The sequence below is a fragment of the Winogradskyella sp. PC D3.3 genome, from assembly GCF_054366245.1.
In genome coordinates, this window is sequence record NZ_CM135962.1 from 798,697 (window position 1) to 823,223 (window position 24,527).

The following is a 24,527-nucleotide window of genomic DNA, read 5'->3' on the forward strand; positions in this document are numbered from 1 at the left end:
TAAACTTATTTATGAGGTTTAAAAAAGCAATGTATTAATCCTGCCATTCAGCAATAAACAAGTTAGTATCACGTCCACCACCATTATTTCTATTAGAAGAAAACGCTAAATATTTACCATCATTAGAAAATACAGGAAATGCATCAAACGTCTCACTATGCGTTACACGTTTTAAATTCTTACCATCAATATCAATTAAATACAAATTGAAAGGGAAGCCACGTTCAGATTCAAAATTAGAAGAGAATAAAATTTTCTCACCAGAAGGATGGAAAAATGGACTCCAGTTAGCATTCCCTAAATCGGTAAGTTGACGTAAATCAGAACCGTCAGCATTACAGATGTATAATTCCATATCTGTTGGTTCAACCAAACCTTCAGCTAATAAATCTTTGTAATTTTTAATTTCTTCTTCAGTTTTAGGGCGTGAAGAACGGAAGATTAATTTACTGCCATCTGGTGAAAAGAAGGCACCTCCATCATAGCCCAACTCATTTGTAATTTGTTTGACATCAGAACCATCTAAATTCATGGTGTACAATTCTAAATCTCCACTTCGTGTAGACGTAAACACAATTTTATCACCTTTTGGAGATACGGTTGGTTCCGCATCGTAACCTACTTCGTTAGTTAATTGTTTTACAATATTACCTTCTAAGTCGGCAACAAAAATATCATAGCTATCATAAATTGGCCAAATGTATTTTCCATTTTTTCTAAGCGGAGTATCAGGACATTTTTCATCTCCAAGATGTGTAGAAGCATAAATGATATGTTTATTATCTGGCATAAAGTAAGAACAGGTTGTTCTCCCTTTTCCTGTACTTACCATTGGAGGAGCAATACTATCTGTAAATGTTTCGTTAGCATTCATTAAAAACATTTGGTCGCAACTTACATTCCATTTGGTATTATTAGATTGAAACACCAATTGCTTATCATCAAAACTCCAATAGGCTTCTGCATTATCACCACCATAAGTCACTTGTCTTATAGACTTAAAATGGGTTTCTTCTGGGTAGATTAGAGAATCGTATTTTTTGGTAGCACCTGAAGTTGTTTCAACGGCTCCTTCTGATGTTTTAGTCGTGTCATTTTTACAAGATGAAAATGTAACGAGTAGAATTAAAATGGTAACGATTCTGTTCATAATAAAGAATTATAATAAGTGGCATTTAATGCCTAATTTTGTGCAAAAGTAAGATTTATAGACGACATAAGCCATGAATTACTTCTGATTAATATATCAATAGTTAATGGTGAAATCAGGTTTCTTACAAAAATTAAAAAAACAGATTTCAAAATGAAAAAAGCATTGATGTTATTAGTTTTAATAGGATTTCTATCTTGTAAAAACGAAGCTAAAGTTGCAGAAAATAAGATTAAAGATGATGTGACGTATCTCGCTGACGATAAATTAGAAGGTCGTCAAACAGGCACAGAAGGAGAAGTTTTAGCATCAGAATATCTTATTAAGCGTTTTAAAGAAATTGGAGTGCAACCAAAAGGAACAGATGGTTTTTTACAATCGTTTTCTTTTAAGCCTAAAACAGATCCACATAGCGAAGTAGAATTTACAACAAATGCAGACAGTACAATAACGGGCCACAACGTCGTTGGCTTTATAGATAACAATGCGAAAACAACAGTGGTTATTGGTGCGCATTACGACCACCTAGGTTTTGGAGGAGAAGGCTCTTTATATCGAGGTGAAGATAAAGCCGTACATAATGGAGCAGATGATAATGCGAGTGGAGTAGCAGTGATGCTAAATTTAGCGAGTAGATTAAAAGTAAAAAATGACCAGTCTAAAATTAAAGATAAAAACAACTACTTGTTTCTAGCATTTTCGGGTGAAGAAATGGGATTATTAGGCTCTAATTATTTTTCCAAAAACCCAACTATTGATGCAGCATCTATCAATTACATGATAAATATGGACATGGTTGGTAGAATGAAAGCTGATAGCACTCTAGCTGTTTACGGTACAGGAACGTCGCCAATATTTAAACAAACCTTAAGATCTAATAATGACAAGTTCAAAATCGTTGAAAATGAAAGTGGAGTAGGCCCTAGTGATCACACCTCGTTTTATTTAATAGATATTCCCGTGTTGCACTTCTTTACAGGTCAGCACGAAGATTACCACAAACCAGGTGATGATGCTGAAAAATTGAATTATGAAGGGATGAATTTAATAGCCGATTACATCTATGATATTATTACCGATTTAGATGATAACGGAGAATTGGCGTTTCGTAAAACAAAAAATGAAAGTGAAGAAACACCACGTTTTAAAGTTGGTTTAGGTGTTGTACCAGATTATCTATATGATGGAAAAGGGATGCGAATTGACGGAACAAGAGAGGATACTCCTGCATTTAACGCCGGTTTACAAAAAGGTGATGTGGTTTTAAAACTTGGTGATAGTACCATTACCGATATGATGAGTTATATGCGTGCCTTATCTGTTTTTGATAATGGAGATGAAGCGGCAATCACAGTGAAGCGTGGAGATAAAGCTATTAATACTAAGGTGAAGTTTTAAGAATTAGGCGAACAACACCATATTTAATATAATGATAGACCTTGCAAGTTTTAAAACTTGTGAGGTCTTTTGATAAAAAGCCCTAATTTTGCATCAAAATATATACTCTTGGTTAAAATAGGCGACATAGAATTACCCGACTTTCCATTGCTTTTAGCACCTATGGAAGACGTCAGCGATCCACCATTTAGAGCACTTTGCAAAGAGCAAGGCGCTGATGTGGTGTATACGGAGTTTGTAAGTAGTGAAGGTCTTATTCGTAATGCAGCAAAAAGCGTTATGAAATTAGATATTTATGAAAAGGAACGTCCTGTTGGAATTCAAATTTTTGGAGCCAATATGGAAAGTATGTTGCAGACCATTGATATTGTTGAAAAATCCAATCCAGATATTATTGATATCAATTTTGGTTGTCCGGTTAAAAAAGTCGTCTCAAAAGGTGCAGGAGCAGGTATTTTGAAGGATATCTGTTTAATGGAGCAATTAACTGCCGAAATGGTAAAGCGTACTAATTTACCAGTAACTGTGAAAACCAGACTAGGTTGGGATCACGATTCTATTAAAATTGTTGAGGTTGCAGAACGTTTACAAGATGTAGGTTGTAAGGCCATATCTATACATGGTAGAACCAGAGCACAAATGTATAAAGGGGATGCGGATTGGAAACCGATAGCAGAGGTGAAGAATAATCCACGTATGCATATTCCTGTGTTTGGAAATGGAGACATCGATACACCTGAAAAAGCAATGCTAATGCGCGATTCTTATGGATTAGATGGAGCTATGATTGGAAGAGCATCTATTGGAAACCCTTGGTTTTTTAAACAAGTGAAGCATTTTTTTGAAACCGGAGAACATTTAGCACCGATTTCTTTAGCAGAACGTGTGGATGCAGCACGTCGTCATTTACAAATGGCAATCGACTGGAAAGGTGAAACCTTAGGTGTTTTTGAAACCCGAAGACATTATACGAACTATTTTAGAGGCATTCCACATTTTAAAGAATACCGAATGAAAATGGTGACTAGTGATGATTCTAAAGATGTATTTGCAGCTTTTGATGAGGTATTAGATGTGTTTTCTGATTATCAGTTTGTGTAGTAGCTCGAAGCTTGAAGCTTGAAGATTCTTGAAAAGGAGCAAAGCTAATGAATAGGTTTGTGTAAGTTGATTTGAATTTTCTATTTTATTCTCTGTGAATCTCTGTGCAATCTCCGTATTACTCTGCGTAATAACAATTCTCACGAAGTCGCAAAGGCGCAAATTTGGATGAATAGGTAAGTGTAAACCCTAAACTAATTTAGCTATTTATCAACCCAGGAGTAATTCGCTGAGAGGCAATTTTAGAAGCCACAATTCCTAAACCAAAAATGGTTATTAAAACAATAAGGACGTTAAAAAAGTTAATACGAACAGGATACGCTAAATCTGGAGTTAGCATTACCAACTCAAAAGACTGTTGTATAAACACAATTAGTAATCCGAGCGTTACTCCAATAAGCCCACTTACTACCGTCATTAAACTACCTTGTAAAAAGAAAATTGATTTAATCGTTTTGGTTTCTGTACCCATATTAAATAGGGTATTTAGTGATTTTTTCTTGTCTAGAATCATCATTATAATGGCACCAATGACATTAAATAATGCAATGATAATGACTAAGGTAAAAATGAGATAGATGGCAAGGTTTTCGGTATTCAACATTTTAAATAAAGCATCATTTAATTCGGCTCTATTTTTTATATGGAATTGATCTCCAAAGGCGGTTTTAATTTGAGTTCTAACCGTGGCTTCATTGGCTTCGGGTTTCAATTTAACCTCAATAGCGGTGAGTTGATTTTCTTTATAGTTAAGTAAGCGTTTAGCGAGTTCAATGTCTGAAAACACATAATTATTATTTAACTCTTCATTAATATCAAATAGACCAACATTATTAACATACACTGAATTATAATACCCTTGAATGGATGTGGCTTGACCTTTTCCAACTTTAGGAACATAAAATGATAGTGGTTTTAGGTAGTCTAAAACGCCAAAAGAAAGATTATTTGAGATTCCCCAACCCGAAACGACTTCATTACTTTCTGGTGTAATCCAATTACCTTTGGTAACCATAGAGTCAATACTTGTTACCTTTAAGTAGTTTTTATCGACTCCTTTTAAAGTGGCGATGAGGTTTTTATTTTCAGATTTAATAAAAATGCGTTCTTCTATAATTTTAGAAGTGGCAGCAATACCTTCAATGTTTAAAAGCTGACTATTGTCGTTATCGGTCCATTGAAACGATTTACCTGTTGAAGGAGTTAATTTCAAATCTGGATCGACAAAAGTGGAAAAGTTGAGACTATAATCCTTTAAACCCGCAAATACAGATAACACAATAAAGAGTGCTGCTGAAGCAATAATAACTCCACCAGAAGCAATTAAGGTCATTATATTTATAGCATTATTACTGCTTTTAGAAAACAGATAACGTTTTGCTATATATAAAGGGAAATTCACTTAAGATTTTTTACGCTTGCCTAACAGATCAGGATTTTCTAAAGGGTTATCTTCACCTTTTAAAGAACGCTCTATACCATCAATATATTCTAGTGAATCGTCTATAAAAAATTCTAATTGTGGCATACGTCTCAATTGATGACGTGTGCGTTGCGCTAACTCGTGTCTAATAAGTGGCTTGTTAGATCTAATACCTTCTAGCAGCGGTTGCGCTTCTTTATTTGGAAAAATACTTAGATATACCTTAGCCACAGACAAATCTGTAGTTACATTTACTTTACTAACTGAGATAATTACGCCTCGCAATCCACCATCGGTTGCTGCTTTTTGTAATACATCTGCTAAGTCTTGTTGGAGGATACCTCCTATTTTTTTTTGTCTTTGTGTAAATTCTTCCATGGCGATTATTATAACTAATCATCTGCAAAAGTAGAGGTTATTTAAGTATTATCTTATTTTTGAGTGCAGAAAATGATTTTAGCGTTAATAACTTTTTACTAATAATTTAAAAGGTACCTGCTTTTGCAGGCATTGGAATGAAAAAAATAGAACATATAGGCATCGCAGTAAAGGACATCGAAAAGTCAAATTCGCTTTTTAAAGCTTTATTTGGAGAAGACCATTATAAGATTGAAGCTGTTGAAAGCGAAGGAGTAAAAACATCATTTTTTAAATGTGGACCGAACAAAATTGAATTGCTTCAAGCAACAAACGAAGACAGTCCCATTGCAAAATTCATTGAGAAAAAAGGTGAAGGTATGCATCATATTGCTTTTGCGGTTGATGATATTGTTGAGGAAATACAACGCCTAACTAAGGAAGGCTTTACAATGATTCATAAACAGCCAAAACGAGGAGCAGATAATAAATTAATCGCTTTTTTACATCCAAAATCGACCAATGGAGTTTTAATTGAGCTATGTCAAGATATAAAGGACTAAAAATTCTTTGACAGTTTTAAAATATGTAGTAATATTGCACACTCTTTTAACGAAGAGTAAAAATTAACAGTAATGTTAATGGGTCCCATAGCTCAGTTGGTTAGAGCACCTGACTCATAATCAGGTGGTCCTTGGTTCGAGCCCAAGTGGGACCACTGATTAAGAGTTCACTTCAAGTAATATTGAAGTGAGCTCTTTTTTTATGTCTAATTTTCAGTGACTTAAGTCATATTTGTTTTTTAGTGAACTTCACCAATTTCCATTTCAATTAATTTCGAGGGGTACAATTCGGAGTACTTTTTAAAAGTACGAGGGGTACTTTTATAAAAACTTAAACACATGAAAAACAATAAGATATATGTATTATTTATTCTTCAAAGAGTAAGAATTAATAAAAATAATAAGTGTTCTATTAAATGTAGAATCACCTTCAGTAAAAAACGAAAAGAATTTGCAACGGGCTTATCTGTTTCTCCAGAACATTGGAATATAAAACAGCAAACCGTTGTGACTATAGATGAATTAAGCGCTATAAAGAACATTCAATTAAGCCTTATTAAAGAAAAAATTAATAGGGCTTTTTTATTTCTACAAGTTAACAAAGAACAGTTTGACGTCGATGATGTATATCTTAATTATTTAGGAAAGGGTTCTAGAGAGAATAAAACGGTCTTGACATTATTTCAGGAGCATAATGATAAGGTAGAAAAGCTAATTGGGAAAGAATACGTATTACCCACCTTATGGAAATTTAAACAATCTAGAACTCTTTTAAAGGATTATATAAAATTTCAATATGGAAAAAACGACTTCTTATTTAAAGACTTGGATTTAAAGTTTATAAAGCAGTATGGTTTTTATCTAATTACCGAAAAAAATCTAGCTCAATCAAGTACCTATAAGGCAATTCAAAGGTTTAGAAAAATCATTAAAGTGGCAATTGCTGAAGAGTTTTTAGACAAAGACCCATTTATCTTTTACAAAGCAAAAAGACCTAAGACTAAAGTTGTTTTTTTAAATGTTGATGAGTTAAAATCTCTTGAAAACATGAATTTCAAACAACCAAGATTACAACTGGTTAAGAATATGTTTGTATTTTGTTGTTATACAGGATTAGCGTTTAATGAGATGGATAGTTTATTAAAAAAACATGTGATTATTGGGTTTGATAGTAATACTTGGATTCAGATGAATAGAATTAAGACAGACAAACTTATTTCCATCCCATTACTAGCTAAAGCTAATGAAATTCAATCAAAGTACAGTGTTTTAAGCGACAATCAAAAAGTGTTTCCTAAAATATCAAACCAGAAATTTAACTCTTATTTAAAGGAAATTGCTGAAATTACAGGTATTGATAAAAGATTAACACATCACATTGCTCGAAAAACATTCGCTACAACAGTTTTGCTATATAATGATGTTCCAATTGAAATTGTTTCAGAACTGTTAGGGCATTCTAAAATAAGTATTACTCAAGAACATTATGCTAAAATAGTACAGAAAAAGGTTAGTGAGCACATGGTTAACTTAGGTAAGAAATTGAAGAAGAAAGATGAATGATTAAATTGCGTAATCTGCAAAATTTGCATTTCTTGCAGTATCAATCAAAGAACATAATGGGTAGAGAATATCGTTGGAAAAATTTCACAGAGAATAAATATGTAGATTTAGTTGAAGAATTAACGCAAATTAATGTATATAATATTTCAAGTGACATCAAATTTGATGAGACTTTTCACTCATTGTGTCTTTTATTTTCAAAAGAGTATAGTACTTTTAAAATTCCTCTAGTTGTTGAAAAGAAACTTGGCGAGTTGTTTTTAAGATTTAACATAGAAAAGTTTAAGCCCCAAATGCGTATCATTGGATGCGCTTTGCAGGATAGTTATTCAAATAATTTTGGAATTGTTAAAGATGACCTACTTAATGATTTTGATACTAATTTTAAGGACTTTAAAGAGCTTTTAGAAGTTCTTAAAGAATACCTCTATTCGGAGAATCTAAAGCGAATGCCGGACGTTTCATTTAAAACAATGACAAATGGAACAACAAACATTAAAAATTTTTTTGTAAAACTGGATATTTATGAAGCGCTTTGCAGTGGGTTTGACTTGACTAAAGAAAATTATGAAGCACGTAGTCAAGAATTATTAAATAAGACCAATAAAATTATTTTACACAAATACGCAGAAAAAGTTAAGGTCGACTTTATTCAAGGCATCCATAAGTATCTAGTAAGCAATAATTTATTAGATACGTCAAATTCGTTAAAATTTATTGGAGTTTTTTTTAAATACTTCCAAGTAAAGATTAATAATAGCAAAGTTGAATTCGAATTATACGATACTTTAGAAGACAATATCAAGTCATTAGACTTAAAGAATCTCAATCATTATTTAACCAGACCACGCAAGCTTTTCCATTACTAAATATTTGAAACAGATTATAATCAATAATAGGTGTGTTTCTGTTTCAACTTTATTCATCATAATATAAGAATTTTGCATTTGTGAATAGGATTATCCTATTCTTTAATTTAAAATTAAATTATTATGAATATTGAAAATTCTATAATTGATGAAGTTATAACTTCGGGTTCGACTGTTATAACGGAAGATGTAAGTGTCAATAAATATATACTAGAAAGTGTATATGATAACTTACCAGAACCACTAAAGAAAATAACAATGTCTTTTTCTGGTAGAGAAAAGGATATCGTTTTGTTATCTACACTTGGAGTATTAAGTGCAGCCATGCCTAATGTTGTTGGCACTTACGACCACAGGTCAGTTTTTACAAACCTTTACGTTTTTATCATTGCTCCTCCAGCATCTGGAAAAGGGGTTATGGCGTGGTCAAAGTATCTTGTTGACCCAATACATGATAGGTTAGTGGCTGAGAGCAAAAGAGAAATTCAACAATACAGAAGTTCTACTAACAATACACTTCCAGAACCTAAAATGAAAGTTAAACTCTTACCAGGGAATGTTAGTTCTGCAAAATGTTATTCACATCTAGAAGAAGCAGATGATAGTTTATTGATTTTTGAGACAGAAGCAGATTCATTATCTAATATGTTGAAACAAGATTGGGGAGATTTTTCAGATATTTTAAGAAAATCGTTCCAACATGAAACGTGTTCAATTAGTAGAAGTGATAGATTTTCTGAAGTAAAAACACCAAAAATGTCACTTGTTTTATCTGGAACACCAAATCAATTAAGACCCCTAATAGATTCAAAAGAAAATGGGTTGTATAGTAGGTTTGTGTTTTACTTTTTTGATGATATCCAAGGGTGGAAGGATGTTTCTCCGTTAGCTATAAGAATCAATTACAAGGAGCTTTTTATTACTGAAGGTCAAGAAATCTTATTGTTGCATGATAAGCTTAAAGAACTAGATAGTTTAGAAATAGAACTGACAGAAGAACAATGGGGTAGTTTCCAACAACAAATGCAATTAGCTACTCAAATTATTATTGAAAGCAATAAAACAGAATTTCTATCGGTTATAAAAAGGTTTGGATTGATATTCTTTAGGGTTTGCATGATATTAACGGTGCTGAGAAACAGATATTTAATTACGGATGAGACTGAATTACTGATAGCGACGGATGAAGATGTTAATACAGCCATAAACATAATAAAACCCTTAATAGACCATTCGTTGTTATTATTTGATAAGTACAAAAAAAATGCTATTGTATTACCAATGAAAGAAAGGTTTTTATATAATGCATTAGCTAGAGATTTTAGAAGAGGTGAAGGCTTAGAAATCGCAATACAATTAAATATCGCCGAAAGAACGTTTGATGATATTTTAAAGAGATGGATGGAAGTAGAAATATTACAAAAGGTCTGTCATGGATTATATAAAAAATTAGGTATAAAATAACCTTGCAAGCTTTGCAAATACTGCAATACTTGCGAATAAATTTTAAAAGCGAGAGCCATTAGGTTTCTCGCTTTTTCATTTCTATTAACTCAAATATTAATCATTTTAAACAAAAAAAACATGAAACTACAACAAAGTAAAAGACAAAATGTAAAGCTCCGTTTAGGAATTTCTGGAGCAAGCGGGTTTGGAAAAACCCATAGTTCATTATTATTAGCATTCGGGATGACTCAAGACTGGTCGAAAATTGCCGTTATTGATTCAGAAAACTCTTCTGCATCTTTGTATTCAGACCTAGGGAATTTCAATGTATTAGAACTTTCAGCACCCTTTAGTCCAGAAAGGTATATTGAAGCCATTAAAACCTGTGAAAACGCTTCTATTGAAGTAATTATCATTGATAGTATTACTCATGAATGGAATGGTACAGGCGGTTGTTTAGATATACACGCTAAACTAGGTGGGAGATGGCAAGATTGGGCATCAGTAACTCCAAGGCATCAAGCATTTATAAATAAGATTCTCCAATCTAGTTGTCACATCATTACTACTACAAGAAGAAAAATAGATTACTCTTTGGATATTGGTAGTAATGGTAAAAGCAAGGTAGTTAAACATGGAACTAAGGAAATAACTAGAGATGGTTTTGAATATGAACTGACAGTTAATTTTGAGATTGTAAACGACCAGCATTTAGCAAAAGCGTCAAAAGATAGGACTAATCTATTTTCTAATATTCATGAATTTGTAATTAGTTCAAAGACTGGAGAAAAACTTCTAAAATGGTGCAAGGCTGAACCTGTTAGCGTAAAAGACATTGTAGAGCGTATTAATAATGCCTTATCAGTATCTGAATTAACAAAGCTTTACAATGACAACCCTTCATTTCAACAAGGTTTGCAGCCACAGTTTAGAAGTAAAAAAGAACAATTAGAAAAATTATCTAACCATCAAAATTTCAGTACAAATGGAACTACAAATCATTCAGCCTAAAATGGATTTACAGTTAAACCCTGTAACACCTACTATTATTCTAGAAAGTAGTATAAACAAGCCTATATTTAAGTCTAAACCCTTTATAGAGGCTAATACTCTAGAAGTCCAGTTAAATCATCTTAGACAAGACTGTATTATTCCTGTTTTTTCAAAAGATAATGAAAGGACAATAAGCCATAATGAGTTTATTGAAGTAGCACAAGACTGTGTGCAAAAGGTGTTTCCTCATCATATTTATGATGCTCCAGAAATTAGAGTGAGCCATCAGATTAAAGGCAGAGTTCCAAGTGCTGTTAATAAACAAGTAAAGGAACTGCTAGACCATGAGAAGACTATTTATTATGAAAGGATGGCTTTTATTATACGCATACCTAGTATAACTGAAAATATAAATGGGAATGAGATAGCATTAACCATAGGTGGTGTAAGAGCTTATAATCAAGAGAATTTATACTCAAAGAAGACCTATGAGAGGTTTAAGTTTTTTATTGGTTTTCAGAACCTCGTATGTTGTAATATGTGTGTTTCAAGTGATGGGTATGTGGAGGACTTACGTGCTGATAGTTATATTGGAATGAGAGCTAAACTATTAGAAATTCTACAAGGCTATCAGGCTGAAAAACATCTAAATAGTATGAAGCAATTATCACAAGAATCTTTAACTGAACATCAATTTGCTCAATTAATAGGTAAGACTAGACTATATAATTATTTACCTAAAAAGGATAGGCTTCAGATTCCTGAGTTAATGCTTAATGATGGACAGATATCCACTGTAGCTAAAGATTATTATCAAGACGAAAGCTTTAGTAGAAATGATGATGGTGATATTAACTTGTGGAGTGTGTTTAATCTATTTACACAAGCTAATAAGAGTAGTTATATAGATACTTTCTTAGACAGAAACTTGAATGCTTTTGAGTTTTCTAAAGGAATAGCACAAACTCTCAATGGTGATAGTACTTACCATTGGTTTTTGAGTTGAATGAAACGCCCAACTATTTGTTGGGTGTTTTTATTATCTTTAAGAGAAATTATTTTAGAGCAATGGAAGAGATGTCATTTAAAGAATTAGGTCTAGAACCTGTTGATATACCAGAAGGTTTTAGTGTGGTAATAAATATTAGTGAAATAGATATATCAAATGAAGATAAAATATTTCAAGTTGTATTAACCGAGGAGATTAATAATAGTGCCAATGATATTTTAGTTGGATTAGCAGAATTTTCAAATGGTCAAATTAAACCATTCTCACCTATTGTATCCTATTGGGATATAAGTGGGCAGCTTAACCCTAAAAGCCAACCTGATTTTCCAATAGCGTATAGAAAAGCGAAAAATAGTTTAGTTAAATTAGTCTAATTTTTCAAGACTTTCTTTAGAGTAGAAATAAGCATTTCCTCGTTTTTCAAACTCAAGTTTACCTTGAATTCTATAGTGCATTAAGTCACAACTTTTTATCTTTGCAGACTTTTGTGCTTCCTTACTAGTTAACCATTTTTGCGTGTTCTTCATTAAGATATGCTATTAATAAGTTTAGTTAGGTTTCTTAGATAAAATTATAATAAGTATAAGTAGACTAATCGTGTTAATAATTTAATAATTAATAATTAGAATTCAAATTAGCTATTGGAGCTAATATGATTAATTTTGAAATATCACATAATATTATGATAAAAATTAGAAGTAAAAAAGTTGAGGGTATAATTTCTGAAATTATGGACCAATATACTTACGCAGATACAACAGATAGACCATGGATTATTGGTTTTAGTGGTGGAAAGGATTCAACAGTTTTATTAACCTTAGTTTGGATTGCTTTACAGAGAATAAAAGAAACTTTACCCTATCCATATCAATTAAGAAGACCTGTATACGTAGTGTGTAATGACACTATGGTTGAGAACCCAATAATATCTAGCTACATTGATGATGTATTAGTTAAGGTTGAAGAAGGAGCTAGAGATCAAGGAATTCCTATTATAGTTAAAAAGACAGTTCCTAAATTAGAAGAATCTTTTTGGATTAATGTTATAGGTAAAGGTTATCCTGTACCAAATAATACTTTTAGATGGTGTACAGATAAGCTTAAAATTAGACCAACATCTAATTTCCTTTTAGAGCAAATTGATGAAAAAGGAGAGGCTATTGTTTTACTTGGAACTAGATATGAAGAAAGTGCTACTCGTGAAAGATCTATGAGAAAGCATGAAGTTGAAGGTAAGAGATTGTCTAAGCATAATACAAATGCAAACACTTATGTATATGCACCAATAAAAGAAATGTTACTTGAGGAAATATGGTATGTAATTAATACAGTTAAGTCTCCTTGGGGTTTTGATAATTCTATTTTATTTCAGATATATTCTGATGCAAGTGCTGATGATTATGAGTGTCCTACTGTAGTGACAAATAAAACACACTCTTCATGTGGTCAAAGTAGATTTGGATGCTGGACATGTACTGTTGTAAAGCAGGATAAGTCCATGACAGCTTTAATTGAAAATGGTCAACATTGGATGCAACCTCTTTTAGAATTCCGAAATGGATTAGTAGAAAACCGAAATATCAGTGAAAACAGGATGCCCACTAGAATAAATGGTCAAATAGCAGTAACAGAGGAAGGTCACAATCAGGGATATTATACTCCAGGCTATAGAGCTAAATTATTAAGTGAATTATTGACTATTCAAAATGAGCTTCAAAAAGAAAGACCACATGTAACCTTAATAACTAATCAAGAGTTGATTGCTATTCAAGTAATGTGGAATAGAAAGTTAGAATTTGATTTCACTGTTGGTGAAATTTATAAGAAAATATACAATAAAGATATTAGTACTAATAATATCAAATCATTAGATGATACAGAAAGAAGAATCTTAAAAGAGGTTTGTAAAGAAGATGCTTCATATTATCATTTAATAGATAATTTAATAACACTTCAAGAAACAAAGACTCTTATGATTTCTAAGTATGGATTGCATAATGATGTTGAAAATAGAATTGAGTCTTTTGTTAATGAAAATCAATTATGAAAATAAGCAAAATAAAACTAAATAACTTTAGGATATATAAGGGACAAAATGAATTGAACCTTACAGCTAAAGGAGATAAAAATATAAGTATTATTGCAGGTAAAAATGGTTTTGGTAAAACAACGTTTTTAACGTCTTTAATATGGTGTTTTTATGGAAAACTTATGACTCAAGTAGAGGATAAGTATAAAAAGGATATTAAGAATATTGGAGGTTATGATAATTATTTACTATCATTAATAAACAAGGATAGTAAAGATGATTCATCAGAAACTACATTTTCAGTAGAAGTTGAGTTACAAGATTTACTAATTCCTTCAATACCTTGTAGAACAGTAAATATTATAAGAACGTATAGCTTAAAAACCAAGCAGGAAACACTACAGATTCTTATAGATGGAGATGAAAATGAGTTAACTAAAGATGTAGGTTTTGAAGTTTTTATTAATGACTTTATTTTACCTAGAGAGATAGCTAAGTTCTTCTTTTTTGATGCTGAAAAAATAGTGTCACTTGCAGAAGCAAAGTCTAAAGCTGAATTAAGAAGTTTAAGTAAAGCATATTCTGAAGTTTTAGGAATAAAGAAGTATGAAGAGCTTAAAAACAACTTAGAATCCCTTTTAACTAAGCTTAGAAGAAGGGGGGTTTCAGACCTTGAGGAATATAAACTTAAAGAACTGTTATCTGAAGAAGAGGAACTTGAAAAATTAATTAATCACAATCAAGATAAACAAGATGAGATAGATAAACATTTAGTTATTTTAAAATCTGAAAGTGACTCTCTTCAAGAAAAGTTAATTCGCGAGGGTAATTCCATTACTTTAGAAGAGTTAAAGGAGCTTAAATCTAAGCGTGATGGTTTAAAAGAAGAGTCTGTAAATATAAAGCAAGAGTTAAGAAAATTACTAGACCTTACACCACTTGTAATAGCAGGTAAACATCTTAGTAAGTTATATAATCAGCTTGTATTGGAAAATGATGTTTTATATGGGGCTTTAACAGAAAAGCTTTTAAAGAAAGAATTGGAATCTTTTTCAACAAGCATTCTTGCAAATCAAGATTTACTAAGCTTAGATGCTTCTATTAAAGATAAAATTGAAAAAGCTATAAGCAATTCAATGAAATCTAAATTCAAGAAAAAAGATTCAAAATCAAAAGTAGGTAAGGTTTACCTAGAGTTTAATGAAGAGTCTTTTAGAGCGTTTGAAGCTATTTATAATAATATTAAAACAACTTTTTTAAGCCAGTTTAATGCTATTGTTAAGGAAGAGAAAATCAACAGAGCTTTACTTAGCAGAACCAATAATAAAATTAAGCAAGGAGAAGCCAGAAAAGATAATCATTTAGCAAAGCAGTTTAGAGTTGAAAAAACTAGTGCTGATACTAAAATTGAAAATCTTTTAAATGAAAAGAATGATCTTTTAGAAGAAATTGGTGGACTAAGATTGAAGCTAACTTCACATAAAAAAGTGAGGTCTGAATATGAAAAGAACTTTAATTTAGTTGAAACTGATAAAAAGAAGTATGAGGTTACCCAAAAGCTTTTAGTTAAGATTAATGAGTTAATTAAAAGAATCAAGGAAGATAAAAAGTACTCTTTACAAAAATCTGTGTCTTTAGGTTTAAAGAAGTTAATGCACAAAAAAGATTTCATTTCTAATGTTAGAGTTAACATTATAGATGATGTTATGGATATTGATTTACTAGATAAAAAAGGACAGGTAATAGATAAGGATTCTTTGTCTAAAGGAGAGCAACAGCTTTATGCTACGGCTTTATTAAAAGCTTTGGTTGATGAGTCTGGAATTAAATTTCCTGTGTTTATAGACAGTCCTTTACAGAAGTTTGATAAGTACCACTCTAAAAACATAATTAAAGAGTTTTACCCATCTATTTCGGAGCAAGTAGTACTGTTTCCTTTATTAGAAAAAGAGCTATCTGAAGCAGAGTATGAGCTTTTAAAGCCTAATTTAAATAAAGCCTTCTTAATACATAATACTGAAAATGGGTCTGAGATTATCTCTTCTCGTGTAAATAATTTATTTAAAGAATTTAAAAAAGAAAAAGATGTTTACACATATTAAAACCAGTAAAGAAAATAAAGAGGTTGTATCTAAACTAACACGTAGACTTAATCTTGGGACAGAAAATATTATTTCTAGAATTGCATTAGCACATTCTTTGTCTCAAGATAGAGTTTTAAAGTTAGAAGACATACAAAACTCTGGAGGTAAAGATTACTCTAAAGCTGTGCTTTTTGGAGATTACTTAGATTATTATTTAGGTATGGTTGCTTTACATTATGGCATTCATATAACAGATAAAGACTTACCTAAATATATAAAAATGCATATTGATGATGGACTTCAGTTGTTAAATGAAGAACTAAACCAAATATTTAATATTGATGGTTTTGATTTTTTAGTTGAAAAGATTGAGTTAGGATTGTTTGAGTTAACTTAAGCTCCACTCAGTAACAAAGCCCATATTCTTGGCTATCTCGCATTGAGGCAGATAAAAATTGTCCATTTTAACTATAAACTGCTCTTGTGATAAACTGTTTAGTTCTTCATTAGAGCAGTTAAATAGCTTATAGTAGTCTTCTAATGGTTTATTTAAATTCTTTTTTAAGAGAAAATTACAGAAACCATACTGTAAATTATAAAATTGTTTAAAGTAGTTTTGATTAGGGATATAGTTGCTCTTCGCGCTATTTACACTTTTATTTATTGGGTGTAAATTCCATATTAAATCATGAGTTAAGAAACTCCAAGGTAGAAAATGATCTATACTCAAACCCTTGATGTCGTTTAATGGTATATTTTGGAAAACATCTATTTGATTAGGGGCTTCAGTAATAAAGTTACCCCAATATTTAGTTGCACTAGAAAGATTTCTAAATTTGGGCTTTTCAAGTTTTTTGGTGAGATTAACCACGTTAGGATTCTCTTTTTCTAGATATTTGATTAACTCAAATAAAGTATAAGCTTTTAATAGAGTGTAATTGTTTTTTATCCAACTCAACCATTCCGAATTAATTATTACTGCATTTGAGTATAAATTAATATTATATGGAGCAGAATCATTTTGTAATTCTAATACCTTTGAATTTACTTGGCTATCTATTATGCCTTTAGTTTGCGTGCTGTACCAAGATCTTATAAATCTATAAGGAACATACCTTGTAAGTTCTTTTGTTATTTTAATCATCAAATTAGAGTTCTTATGCTTAATTAGAAAATCAAACAAATCTTGCTCACTCAAATTATCCTCAAGGTGATAGTTTTTTTGTATTTGTTTTATAAGTTTAGAACACTGATCTATTTTGCCAAATGAAAGTTTGAAATAATTTACGGGATACCATAGTTTACTTATTAATTTAAACACTATTTCTTCATAGCTTATTTCCTTTTTTTCTTCCTTGAAACAAATCTCAATAATAGATAACCACCAATAGTATTTGTAGCTATTTTGAGTGTTATTAAAGACCTTGTTCAAATGTTTTAAAACCATATGTTTTATAGAAAAATATTACTTAGGTTTAAATGTATTAACATCTTTCAAAAATTCAAAAATAGTTTTGATACCATGTTTAGTAGAAGGTATTTTTAAATTTCCTTTTATAAAAGATTCTGATTTTTTAGGTAATGTTATTTTATCTACTTTCTTTTTTAAAGATATTAGTTCATTCTTTGTGTCAATTAATGAAAGTCCCTTATCAAATAGGAAATATCTTAGAAGTCTGATAAATGCAGATACATATTTAGATGAAATTAAAAAAGTATTAGCGTCTTTAGACCAATCATATTTAAAAACTTGTTTTATATAGCTAAAATATTGTTCTAATAGATTTTTAGATTTTTTGCATAATGCTAATGGGTTTTTTTCAAAATAGTCTCTACTATTTCCAAATAAATCTTCAAATCTTTTGTCTGTGATACTTGTTTTATCGGTTTTAATACCTTTTATAAATGGAATTAAGTCGTTGTCAACAATTGTTGTAATTGGAATACTTGGGAGGTTAAATTTATTTTTTCGATTAAGAGAATTAGTTAAAAAAACATTTCCAAGAGATTTTGATTCAGGAGAAGAGTTGCAAAGTAGCATAATCTTACCTGCAAGAGCTTCATCATCTTTATCTCCTAATACATCATATTTTATTAAATAAATTAAATTATTTTTAACTCTGGCTTGATTAGAATTTATTTCAACAAAAACTTTTGCTGCATTTTTAGTTATTTCTTCATTTTTTTTAGTTTGAAATTTTATAGCAGTAGCTAAGATTTCAGATTTTTTTAATGTTTCTTCTTTAATATTGTTTTTCGTATAACCATAGAGCCTGTGTTGTCCATCAATGATATCAATTGAACTAAATTTTTTAGGTATAGATAATTTTGTACTACCTTCTTTAGTTTCTTCAATACAATCATTGTTTAAGACTAAAGTTATTGTATTAGGAAATAACTTTCTTTTATCATCTTGAATAAAGTTTTTAGAAATATTTTCTATCTTACGTTCAATTAAAAGTCTTTGGTAGTTATGTTTTGTAGTTTCCTCTTCTAAAATAAAAGGAATGCCCTCATATCTGGAAACCCTTGCTATCCTTAATAATTGATCGACAGTAAACTTTAATAAGTATACATCAGCTTTAACTTTACTTCCTGTAATATATTTATTATCCGCTTTTAAAAAATCTAATTTTATTGACTCATCACTTTCTCCATATTCTTCGGGAGTAAATTCAAGTGCTGATAAAAATTCATTTTTTGAATGATGACTTATTAAATTTGAGAGTTGTCTTAAATATTCAAGGGTGTTGGGTTTAATGATATATAAGTTCTTTTGAATAATTGGATAATCGGGAAAATCTTTTCTAGAAAGTGCTTCATTTTGAATTTTAGTATTAGTTCCAAAATAGACATACTTATAATTTTCAGCTTCAGCAAAATCTTCTAATTTATCGTGAGGTATATCAAATAATTCAAACTTTTTTTCTAAAGTTAAATGTTTGGAAGAGATAAATAAATTACAATTTCTATTAAATTTTTTAATTTTGTTCTTGAAATTACTGTTTTCGGAAGTATACTCTAAAAATATACAAGTTTTATTAATAAGTAATACACCATCGATTTCAAGATGATTTCCTTTGGCTTGACTGGGGTCTAATATAGATAGTTCTATTTGGCCAGAACTTGGGTAATAATTATTAAACCCAAGATCAGTTGTCAAAAAGGATTTGAACCAATCCTCTAGTTTATCACCCGTTAAATTTTCAAAAGTTTTAGCCATTGTTTAATTATTATAAAGATCAATAAACATATAATGGGAGTTTTCTAACTCTCCTTTTTCATAAAGGTTTTCAAGGTACTCAAGTCCACCATTAGCATATTCTTCAATAAGAGTAACAACATCTGAGATCACTTTATTTAATTGATCTTCTTCCATGTCTTCTAACTCATTCCAGTTAATGTTTAAATCTTCTGTTTGAGTGAAAATTACCATTAACAAGAAGTCTACTAAAGAAGAGTCTCTTTTCCATTTACCTATTTCTAAAAAATCTGAAGTTAGATTTCTAGGAGGTAGAGGTAAGCGTCTTTTCTTTTTTATGCCAGTCATCATAGCATATATGTAAAGCTCATATATAGGTCCAAATTGGCTATATTCTGATGATCTTGAACCTTTGTTAGCTAATGCTTCAAGTAAAGGTATTCTACTGTTAGCATAGCGAGGTCTTTTTGAGACTAAATTTGATTTGAATTCTTGGCTATTCATTATTTTCTTCTTTCAATTTTAGTAGTTCTTTCTATTTGTGAAGATTCTTCATCCACTTCATTTAGGTAAAATGTTTTAATAACATCACTTTTTATTAGTTGTTGACCTAAATCTGTTAGTTTATCTTCAGAATCTTTATCATAAAGGTCTTTAACCAAAATAATACTCTGAGGGAATACATCTGGAATAGCTTCAAAGAATCCTTTGTTAAAAGCTTTACCAAAGGCAGATAAAGGTGCGTCAGCTAATAAAGGGTAATTGTATTGAGATGTATTTGCTGATATAATAGACATAACAACTGCAAACTTTTTCATTCTTTGAAACCCTTCAGAAGCTCCAGAAACTTCATTTCCTAAATCATCTATGTAATCTAAAGAAATACCACCAGAAGGAGATTTTTGAAATCTTAAAACACCACCTTTAATATCATTGTACTTAATTAAGCTTTGGAAATGTTTATTAGCGTGGTCCTCTAAAAGACTAACCATTTTATCAAAAACACGTTCTTTAGCAAGTAGAGTAGCATCTACTAAATCTTTACTAATTTCATAATTAACTGTATAACCTTCTGGTATATCTTTAGGGCGTAAATTAGAAATCTCTTTTTCGGTGTTAGAAATTTGAGTTTTTAAACTTTTAATAGTGTCTTGGAGTCTTTCAATTCTTGAAGAGGCTTGCTCCATTCTTCTTATAGATCCTTTATACTGATTTATAATAGTTGTTGCATTGTCTACTCCTTCACCTTCAGTACCTGCAATTAAAATATCCTTTCTTTGAGATTTTAGAGCTTTCAATTCTGAACTTAATTTATCTAACCTTTGTTTTAATTCTAGTTCTTTTTCTCTGGTTCTTAAAACACTAGATGGTATAGATTCAAATTTGTTTAAAAAAGGAGCTGCATTTAATTGAAGGTTTCCAAAGAAGTCTTCCAAATCATTTTTAACAAACTCTTTTTTTGCACTATTTTCATTAGGTCTGTTTTTAAGCTTTAGTAGGTAATTGTATGCATCTGTTCCTTCCTTAGCATCTCTATTACATACATAACATTTCTTATCCTCTATCATCTGATCTAATGTAACAGCATCTGGTGAATTAACAGGAAGCATTGTAAAGTAATCATTAGGATTCTCAGCTGCATTCTGTAATGCTTTTTTCTCGTATCTTTTTTGTCGAAACTCTTTGATGTTATTTTTAAAATTATTTATCGAGTCTTCAAAACCTAAAGTAATCCAAGAGAAGTTTCCGTCAAAAAATCTATTGTTAATACCATCAAGAAAAGAGTCATAGTCATCTTTAACACGTTTTAAAACTTTATTTTTTTCAGAGATTTTATCATCTAACTCTTTTCTCTTTTCTGCATTAGCAAAGTTTTGTTCTAACTCATTTTTTTCCTGTTCAGCAGCTTCATATAATGTGTTAAATTCTGTTAGTTTTTCTGTTTCTTGAATTAGTTTTTCTTGTAATTCTTTTTTAACAACAATAGCCTTATCAAGTCTATCATTATGTTCACTAGTTGCATTAGTTTGCTTATTTAAATCTTTTTCAGCCTTTATAGCTATGTCTTTAACGATGTTGGCAATGTCTTCATATTTACTAATGTTGGTCAATGTCCTTACTGCATCTTCAATACTTGATTTCTTACTAAAATCAATCATCTTATCTACTTCCTCTCCTTGAAAGAATGAATATTGCCTTAGTGTAGGTAGTATAAGTTGACTTATTACTTTTTGTTTTTCTTCAGCATCATAAACAGGTTTATATTTAGGAAGTACGTGGTCTGTTTTGTCTACCTCAATATCATCTATTGTTATTTGCCAGCTATCAAAATCTGTTAGTTTTTCACTTATTCTAGTAGCAGTAAATGACTTTGTGATTTGGTATTTATACCTACCAGTAGAATACTCTATTTTAATTCCTGTTTGTACTTGATCTCCAATAGCAGTTTCGTTTTTAGCTTTATCAGAAATTATTTTAACAGCAAAATCTTTTACATTTTTTTTCTTTTTATCATCTGAATCTAAAACCTGATCATAAAACAGCCATAAAAAAGCATTAAAAAATTTAGATTTCCCCGCTCCATTATCGGCTACTACAATGTTTACACCATCCTCAAATTCATATCTTGTTGTATCATAATCTCCATAGTAATTAAAGAAATTCTTGAAGGATATACTATTTATTATTGATGCCATATAAATTATATATTATGTACGTTTTTTAGTTTTTTGTATATCATAGAGCTGTTAAGGTGATTATCATTTTCATTAATAATTACAGATAAGACCTCTACAATTTTCTTTCGATATGGGGCATTAGTAGTTAAGGTTTCAAGTTCTTTCTCTTTAATATTATACTTTTTCATTAAATCTGAATCAGAAAGTATTTCTTTTAATATTTGATTTCTTTCCATGTGGTTTTTATAAGTCGTTTATAATTGTATCTAAATCTAAGTCATATTTCATACATACATCCTCTAAAGCTTCTTTAGAATCATAAAAATTCATTGCTAAACTAGCAAAATATGCAACTCGATTTAATTCATTTTTAACTAGGTTTTTTTCTATATTGAAAAGCTCACCTAAGTTACTATCTAATTTTGGTATTACAACCATATCGTAAATGGTGGCAAAAGCTTTGTCTTTATGCTTTCTAAGCAATCTGCCTCTTCTCTGTATAAATTGACGAGGGTTTCCAGTACTACTAGCAAAAATTCCTACTTCAGCTCTAGGAACATCAACACCTTCATCAAGCATTTTCATAGCAAATAATACTTCAATTTTGCCATCTTCAAAACCTCTTAGTACTTCATCTAAATTTTGATCCTCAGATGTGTAGGAGTTCATTTTTAAATTTGGATACTCATTATGTATTTGGGTTAAATATTGATTTAAAATTTTGACAGTTTCACCTTTGTCATTTAATGTATTTCCTTCAGGGATATAGGCAAATACATATTTGTCTTTCTTTATCTTGATTAGATCTTTTATAATAGAGCTAAATGTGTCTAATTTATTATGTGCTTTGTGTATTATACTTTTTCTTTTAAGTAATAAAATCTCTACAATAGGATCATCTTTAAATCTACCATTTTCAAAGTCAAAAAATTTCAGTAATTTTTTTGATATCTCTGTATATTCTTCAAATTCTGAATCAGTCAATTCAACAATTAAAGGGTAATATTTATAGCCTGTTAAAAAACCATAGTCTAAAGCTCTTTCCATACCAAAACTATAAGTATAAGGTGGGGAATCATTGAAAAACGAGTCAATAGCTTTAGTTCCTTGAGGATCATATATTCTTTTAGGTGTGGCAGATAGCCCAATCTTTTTACTAACCTTAACATCGTTAAGTTTACTTTGTATGTTGTTTGCTCCCATATTATGGGCTTCATCAGCAATAAGAAGAAAGTCTTCTTGGACTTTTTGAAATAATTTTTGAAATCTGTCTAATACAAAGCTACCATATGTTGAAATGATTACTAAATCACTTTTTAAACCCCAAGAGTAATTACTAGAATAATTTGCTAAATCCTTTTCCCAATTATTACCTCCTCCTACTTTTAGAATATTTTTAAAGTTAAATGATTTAACTTCTTCTTCCCATTGGTTTAGTAGTGCAATTGAGGGAACTAAAATAATTGCTCTGTAATTGCCACTATCAGTATATAGGTTTAATAGGCAATTAAGTGATGTAATGGTTTTACCTGTACCTGTAGCCATAGCAAATACCCCAGAATAATCTTTTTTTACCCATTCATCAAAAGCCTCTTTTTGATATTCTCTAGGTCCTTGAGGGAAAGGAAACTTGGGAGTATTATGTATTATTTCTAATTTGTCTTTAAATCGTTCTTTCTTCAGTTTAATTATTTTATTTACTTTCTCACTATAACCATGTGTTTTTAGTTCTAAAGAGTCATCAAGTAAGTCCGCTATATCTTTATCTCTTCCAATAGCATTTATAACTACTTCAATTTTGTTCTTGTCTATATAATTATAAGCAGGGTGCTTCTTGTTAAATATTCGTTCAAAATTATTTCTGGCATCCTTAATTCTTTTAACGCTAATGTCTCCATTCCAAGGAGCTTCAACTTGAAAACTTTCTGAATTTTTTAGCAATGCAGAAAGAGTGAAATTTATACTGCCATCTGTAGTTATGTAATCTTCACCATCAAATAATGTCATGGTTTTACAATGAGATAAATCTACATCATTAAATTTAACAGGTAGAATTTCTAATCTTTCTGATTTAAGAAGATATTTTAAGCAATCAAAAAAGTGTTGACTTTCAGGACTTAAGTTTTTTTCTATTTCAGATAAATCATTAAATATATTTATCCATTTATCTTCATTTTGGAGTTTAGGATTGACTACAAGATTTTCATAATCTGCAAGACTATATACATGATTTGTTATTATACGCATCTTCCCTTTATTGTATAGAAATTCAGCAAGACTTTTAGATAAAACCTTTATCGCATTAGAACTAAAATAACCTAGTAATAGATCTATTGTTTTAGAAATGGGAAAAGTTTCTTCATAAAACTCCAGTGGAATATAATCTGAGTCTGAACTGTATTTGTAAGTGGGTGGGAATGATAAATTCCTAAAATATTCTTGCATAAATGTTCTCTTAGTAAACTTTTTAAAGTTGTTTAGATAATTATAAATAGGGAGTTTATAAATCTACTGATATTTAATTATATAAAAAAAAATTATATAAAATTTATGGGGTTTAAAGATCACACTCACGCGTTCCACCCCAGGATAAACCCCCACTTATTTTTAGGGCAAAAATGTCCCCCTACCCCAATTAAAAGATTTTACTTTTTTTCAGGCA

22 protein-coding genes and 1 tRNA gene are annotated in these 24,527 nt (G+C 30.4%); 13 read left to right on the top strand and 10 right to left on the bottom strand.

Annotated elements, in window-relative coordinates; all coding sequences use genetic code 11:
• Nucleotides 1-34: 34 nt before the first annotated feature.
• Nucleotides 35-1,150, bottom strand: coding sequence for a TolB family protein (locus ACXGSQ_RS03500; protein ID WP_458628256.1), 1,116 nt, complete (start codon nucleotides 1,148-1,150; stop codon nucleotides 35-37).
• 153 nt (nucleotides 1,151-1,303) lie between these two features.
• On the opposite strand from ACXGSQ_RS03500, the gene ACXGSQ_RS03505 reads away from it, so the two are divergent.
• Both ACXGSQ_RS03505 and dusB read left to right on the top strand, forming a co-directional pair.
• Nucleotides 1,304-2,548: a M28 family peptidase gene (locus ACXGSQ_RS03505; protein WP_458628257.1), complete on the top strand. Its 1,245-nt coding sequence runs from the start codon at nucleotides 1,304-1,306 to the stop codon at nucleotides 2,546-2,548.
• A 108-nt stretch (nucleotides 2,549-2,656) separates the two neighbouring features.
• Nucleotides 2,657-3,649 carry a tRNA dihydrouridine synthase DusB gene (dusB, locus tag ACXGSQ_RS03510; protein ID WP_458628258.1) on the top strand — a complete coding sequence of 331 codons (993 nt, stop codon included), beginning with the start codon at nucleotides 2,657-2,659 and terminating at the stop codon, nucleotides 3,647-3,649.
• A gap of 199 nt (nucleotides 3,650-3,848) precedes the next feature.
• Here dusB and ACXGSQ_RS03515 read toward each other — a convergent pair whose 3' ends face one another.
• Nucleotides 3,849-5,051: an ABC transporter permease gene (locus ACXGSQ_RS03515; RefSeq protein ID WP_458628259.1), complete on the bottom strand. Its 1,203-nt coding sequence runs from the start codon at nucleotides 5,049-5,051 to the stop codon at nucleotides 3,849-3,851.
• A complete protein-coding gene (rbfA, locus tag ACXGSQ_RS03520; RefSeq protein ID WP_458628260.1) occupies nucleotides 5,052-5,450 on the bottom strand; it encodes a 30S ribosome-binding factor RbfA in 399 nt (132 codons plus the stop codon). It lies immediately after the preceding gene.
• A 137-nt stretch (nucleotides 5,451-5,587) separates the two neighbouring features.
• Between rbfA and mce the strand changes: the two genes are divergently transcribed.
• The 8 genes from mce to ACXGSQ_RS03560 all read left to right on the top strand — a co-directional run bounded on the left by mce (nucleotide 5,588) and on the right by ACXGSQ_RS03560 (nucleotide 12,246).
• Nucleotides 5,588-5,992: a methylmalonyl-CoA epimerase gene (mce, locus tag ACXGSQ_RS03525; protein ID WP_458628261.1), complete on the top strand. Its 405-nt coding sequence runs from the start codon at nucleotides 5,588-5,590 to the stop codon at nucleotides 5,990-5,992.
• A gap of 81 nt (nucleotides 5,993-6,073) precedes the next feature.
• A tRNA-Ile gene (locus ACXGSQ_RS03530) sits at nucleotides 6,074-6,147 on the top strand.
• Between the two features lie 184 nt (nucleotides 6,148-6,331).
• Nucleotides 6,332-7,555, top strand: coding sequence for a site-specific integrase (locus ACXGSQ_RS03535; RefSeq protein WP_458628262.1), 1,224 nt, complete (start codon nucleotides 6,332-6,334; stop codon nucleotides 7,553-7,555).
• A 56-nt stretch (nucleotides 7,556-7,611) separates the two neighbouring features.
• Nucleotides 7,612-8,424 carry a hypothetical protein gene (locus ACXGSQ_RS03540; RefSeq protein WP_458628263.1) on the top strand — a complete coding sequence of 271 codons (813 nt, stop codon included), beginning with the start codon at nucleotides 7,612-7,614 and terminating at the stop codon, nucleotides 8,422-8,424.
• Between the two features lie 123 nt (nucleotides 8,425-8,547).
• A complete protein-coding gene (locus tag ACXGSQ_RS03545; RefSeq protein ID WP_458628264.1) occupies nucleotides 8,548-9,888 on the top strand; it encodes a DUF3987 domain-containing protein in 1,341 nt (446 codons plus the stop codon).
• Nucleotides 9,889-10,008: 120 nt separating this feature from the next.
• Nucleotides 10,009-10,881, top strand: coding sequence for an AAA family ATPase (locus tag ACXGSQ_RS03550; RefSeq protein ID WP_458628265.1), 873 nt, complete (start codon nucleotides 10,009-10,011; stop codon nucleotides 10,879-10,881).
• On the top strand, nucleotides 10,856-11,869 hold the full coding sequence (locus tag ACXGSQ_RS03555; RefSeq protein WP_458628266.1) for a DUF3871 family protein: 1,014 nt from the start codon (nucleotides 10,856-10,858) through the stop codon (nucleotides 11,867-11,869). Before ACXGSQ_RS03550 ends, ACXGSQ_RS03555 begins: the two co-directional genes overlap by 26 nt.
• Nucleotides 11,870-11,940: 71 nt before the next feature.
• Entirely contained in the window at nucleotides 11,941-12,246 is a 306-nt protein-coding gene (locus ACXGSQ_RS03560; protein ID WP_458628267.1) for a hypothetical protein, read from the top strand.
• Here the strand turns inward: ACXGSQ_RS03560 and ACXGSQ_RS03565 are convergent.
• Nucleotides 12,238-12,399, bottom strand: coding sequence for a hypothetical protein (locus ACXGSQ_RS03565; RefSeq protein ID WP_458628268.1), 162 nt, complete (start codon nucleotides 12,397-12,399; stop codon nucleotides 12,238-12,240). The two genes, ACXGSQ_RS03560 and ACXGSQ_RS03565, sit on opposite strands and share 9 nt — an antisense overlap.
• A 155-nt stretch (nucleotides 12,400-12,554) precedes the next feature.
• Between ACXGSQ_RS03565 and dndC the strand changes: the two genes are divergently transcribed.
• From dndC to ACXGSQ_RS03580, 3 genes are read left to right on the top strand one after another with little or no spacing between them, the layout of a single operon-like run.
• A complete protein-coding gene (gene dndC / locus ACXGSQ_RS03570; RefSeq protein WP_458628269.1) occupies nucleotides 12,555-13,919 on the top strand; it encodes a DNA phosphorothioation system sulfurtransferase DndC in 1,365 nt (454 codons plus the stop codon).
• Complete coding sequence (gene dndD / locus ACXGSQ_RS03575) at nucleotides 13,916-16,003, top strand: DNA sulfur modification protein DndD (RefSeq protein ID WP_458628270.1); 2,088 nt, start codon at nucleotides 13,916-13,918, stop codon at nucleotides 16,001-16,003. The genes dndC and dndD overlap by 4 nt, the downstream gene beginning before the upstream one ends.
• Nucleotides 15,987-16,382, top strand: coding sequence for a DndE family protein (locus ACXGSQ_RS03580; protein ID WP_458628271.1), 396 nt, complete (start codon nucleotides 15,987-15,989; stop codon nucleotides 16,380-16,382). Before dndD ends, ACXGSQ_RS03580 begins: the two co-directional genes overlap by 17 nt.
• On the opposite strand, the gene ACXGSQ_RS03585 is transcribed toward ACXGSQ_RS03580, so the two are convergent.
• From ACXGSQ_RS03585 to ACXGSQ_RS03610, 6 genes are read right to left on the bottom strand one after another with little or no spacing between them, the layout of a single operon-like run.
• Entirely contained in the window at nucleotides 16,374-17,432 is a 1,059-nt protein-coding gene (locus tag ACXGSQ_RS03585; RefSeq protein ID WP_458628272.1) for an HNH endonuclease domain-containing protein, read from the bottom strand. The two genes, ACXGSQ_RS03580 and ACXGSQ_RS03585, sit on opposite strands and share 9 nt — an antisense overlap.
• 18 nt (nucleotides 17,433-17,450) lie before the next feature.
• Nucleotides 17,451-19,208 (bottom strand): DGQHR domain-containing protein, encoded by a 1,758-nt coding sequence (locus tag ACXGSQ_RS03590; protein ID WP_458628273.1) that lies wholly within the window; start codon nucleotides 19,206-19,208, stop codon nucleotides 17,451-17,453.
• A gap of 3 nt (nucleotides 19,209-19,211) precedes the next feature.
• Complete coding sequence (locus ACXGSQ_RS03595; RefSeq protein WP_458628274.1) at nucleotides 19,212-19,691, bottom strand: hypothetical protein; 480 nt, start codon at nucleotides 19,689-19,691, stop codon at nucleotides 19,212-19,214.
• Nucleotides 19,691-21,883: an AAA family ATPase gene (locus tag ACXGSQ_RS03600; protein WP_458628275.1), complete on the bottom strand. Its 2,193-nt coding sequence runs from the start codon at nucleotides 21,881-21,883 to the stop codon at nucleotides 19,691-19,693. The genes ACXGSQ_RS03595 and ACXGSQ_RS03600 overlap by 1 nt, the downstream gene beginning before the upstream one ends.
• Nucleotides 21,884-21,888: 5 nt before the next feature.
• Nucleotides 21,889-22,101 carry a hypothetical protein gene (locus tag ACXGSQ_RS03605; protein ID WP_072347728.1) on the bottom strand — a complete coding sequence of 71 codons (213 nt, stop codon included), beginning with the start codon at nucleotides 22,099-22,101 and terminating at the stop codon, nucleotides 21,889-21,891.
• A 7-nt stretch (nucleotides 22,102-22,108) separates the two neighbouring features.
• Nucleotides 22,109-24,310, bottom strand: a complete 2,202-nt coding sequence (locus ACXGSQ_RS03610; RefSeq protein ID WP_458628276.1) for a DEAD/DEAH box helicase family protein — start codon at nucleotides 24,308-24,310, stop codon at nucleotides 22,109-22,111.
• Nucleotides 24,311-24,527: the final 217 nt, after the last annotated feature.

Bases quoted from the DNA above. Each gene is read 5' to 3' on its own strand.
- ACXGSQ_RS03565 (WP_458628268.1), bottom strand. From the start codon at position 12,399: ATGAAGAACACGCAAAAATGGTTAACTAGTAAGGAAGCACAAAAGTCT.
- ACXGSQ_RS03540 (WP_458628263.1), top strand. From the start codon at position 7,612: ATGGGTAGAGAATATCGTTGGAAAAATTTCACAGAGAATAAATATGTA.
- ACXGSQ_RS03550 (WP_458628265.1), top strand. From the start codon at position 10,009: ATGAAACTACAACAAAGTAAAAGACAAAATGTAAAGCTCCGTTTAGGA.
- ACXGSQ_RS03535 (WP_458628262.1), top strand. From the start codon at position 6,332: ATGAAAAACAATAAGATATATGTATTATTTATTCTTCAAAGAGTAAGA.
- dndD (WP_458628270.1), top strand. From the start codon at position 13,916: ATGAAAATAAGCAAAATAAAACTAAATAACTTTAGGATATATAAGGGA.
- ACXGSQ_RS03580 (WP_458628271.1), top strand. From the start codon at position 15,987: ATGTTTACACATATTAAAACCAGTAAAGAAAATAAAGAGGTTGTATCT.
- ACXGSQ_RS03555 (WP_458628266.1), top strand. From the start codon at position 10,856: ATGGAACTACAAATCATTCAGCCTAAAATGGATTTACAGTTAAACCCT.
- ACXGSQ_RS03545 (WP_458628264.1), top strand. From the start codon at position 8,548: ATGAATATTGAAAATTCTATAATTGATGAAGTTATAACTTCGGGTTCG.
- mce (WP_458628261.1), top strand. From the start codon at position 5,588: ATGAAAAAAATAGAACATATAGGCATCGCAGTAAAGGACATCGAAAAG.
- ACXGSQ_RS03505 (WP_458628257.1), top strand. From the start codon at position 1,304: ATGAAAAAAGCATTGATGTTATTAGTTTTAATAGGATTTCTATCTTGT.
- ACXGSQ_RS03605 (WP_072347728.1), bottom strand. From the start codon at position 22,101: ATGGAAAGAAATCAAATATTAAAAGAAATACTTTCTGATTCAGATTTA.
- ACXGSQ_RS03590 (WP_458628273.1), bottom strand. From the start codon at position 19,208: ATGGCTAAAACTTTTGAAAATTTAACGGGTGATAAACTAGAGGATTGG.
- rbfA (WP_458628260.1), bottom strand. From the start codon at position 5,450: ATGGAAGAATTTACACAAAGACAAAAAAAAATAGGAGGTATCCTCCAA.
- ACXGSQ_RS03560 (WP_458628267.1), top strand. From the start codon at position 11,941: ATGTCATTTAAAGAATTAGGTCTAGAACCTGTTGATATACCAGAAGGT.
- dndC (WP_458628269.1), top strand. From the start codon at position 12,555: ATGATAAAAATTAGAAGTAAAAAAGTTGAGGGTATAATTTCTGAAATT.
- ACXGSQ_RS03585 (WP_458628272.1), bottom strand. From the start codon at position 17,432: ATGGTTTTAAAACATTTGAACAAGGTCTTTAATAACACTCAAAATAGC.
- ACXGSQ_RS03600 (WP_458628275.1), bottom strand. From the start codon at position 21,883: ATGGCATCAATAATAAATAGTATATCCTTCAAGAATTTCTTTAATTAC.
- ACXGSQ_RS03500 (WP_458628256.1), bottom strand. From the start codon at position 1,150: ATGAACAGAATCGTTACCATTTTAATTCTACTCGTTACATTTTCATCT.
- ACXGSQ_RS03595 (WP_458628274.1), bottom strand. From the start codon at position 19,691: ATGAATAGCCAAGAATTCAAATCAAATTTAGTCTCAAAAAGACCTCGC.
- ACXGSQ_RS03610 (WP_458628276.1), bottom strand. From the start codon at position 24,310: ATGCAAGAATATTTTAGGAATTTATCATTCCCACCCACTTACAAATAC.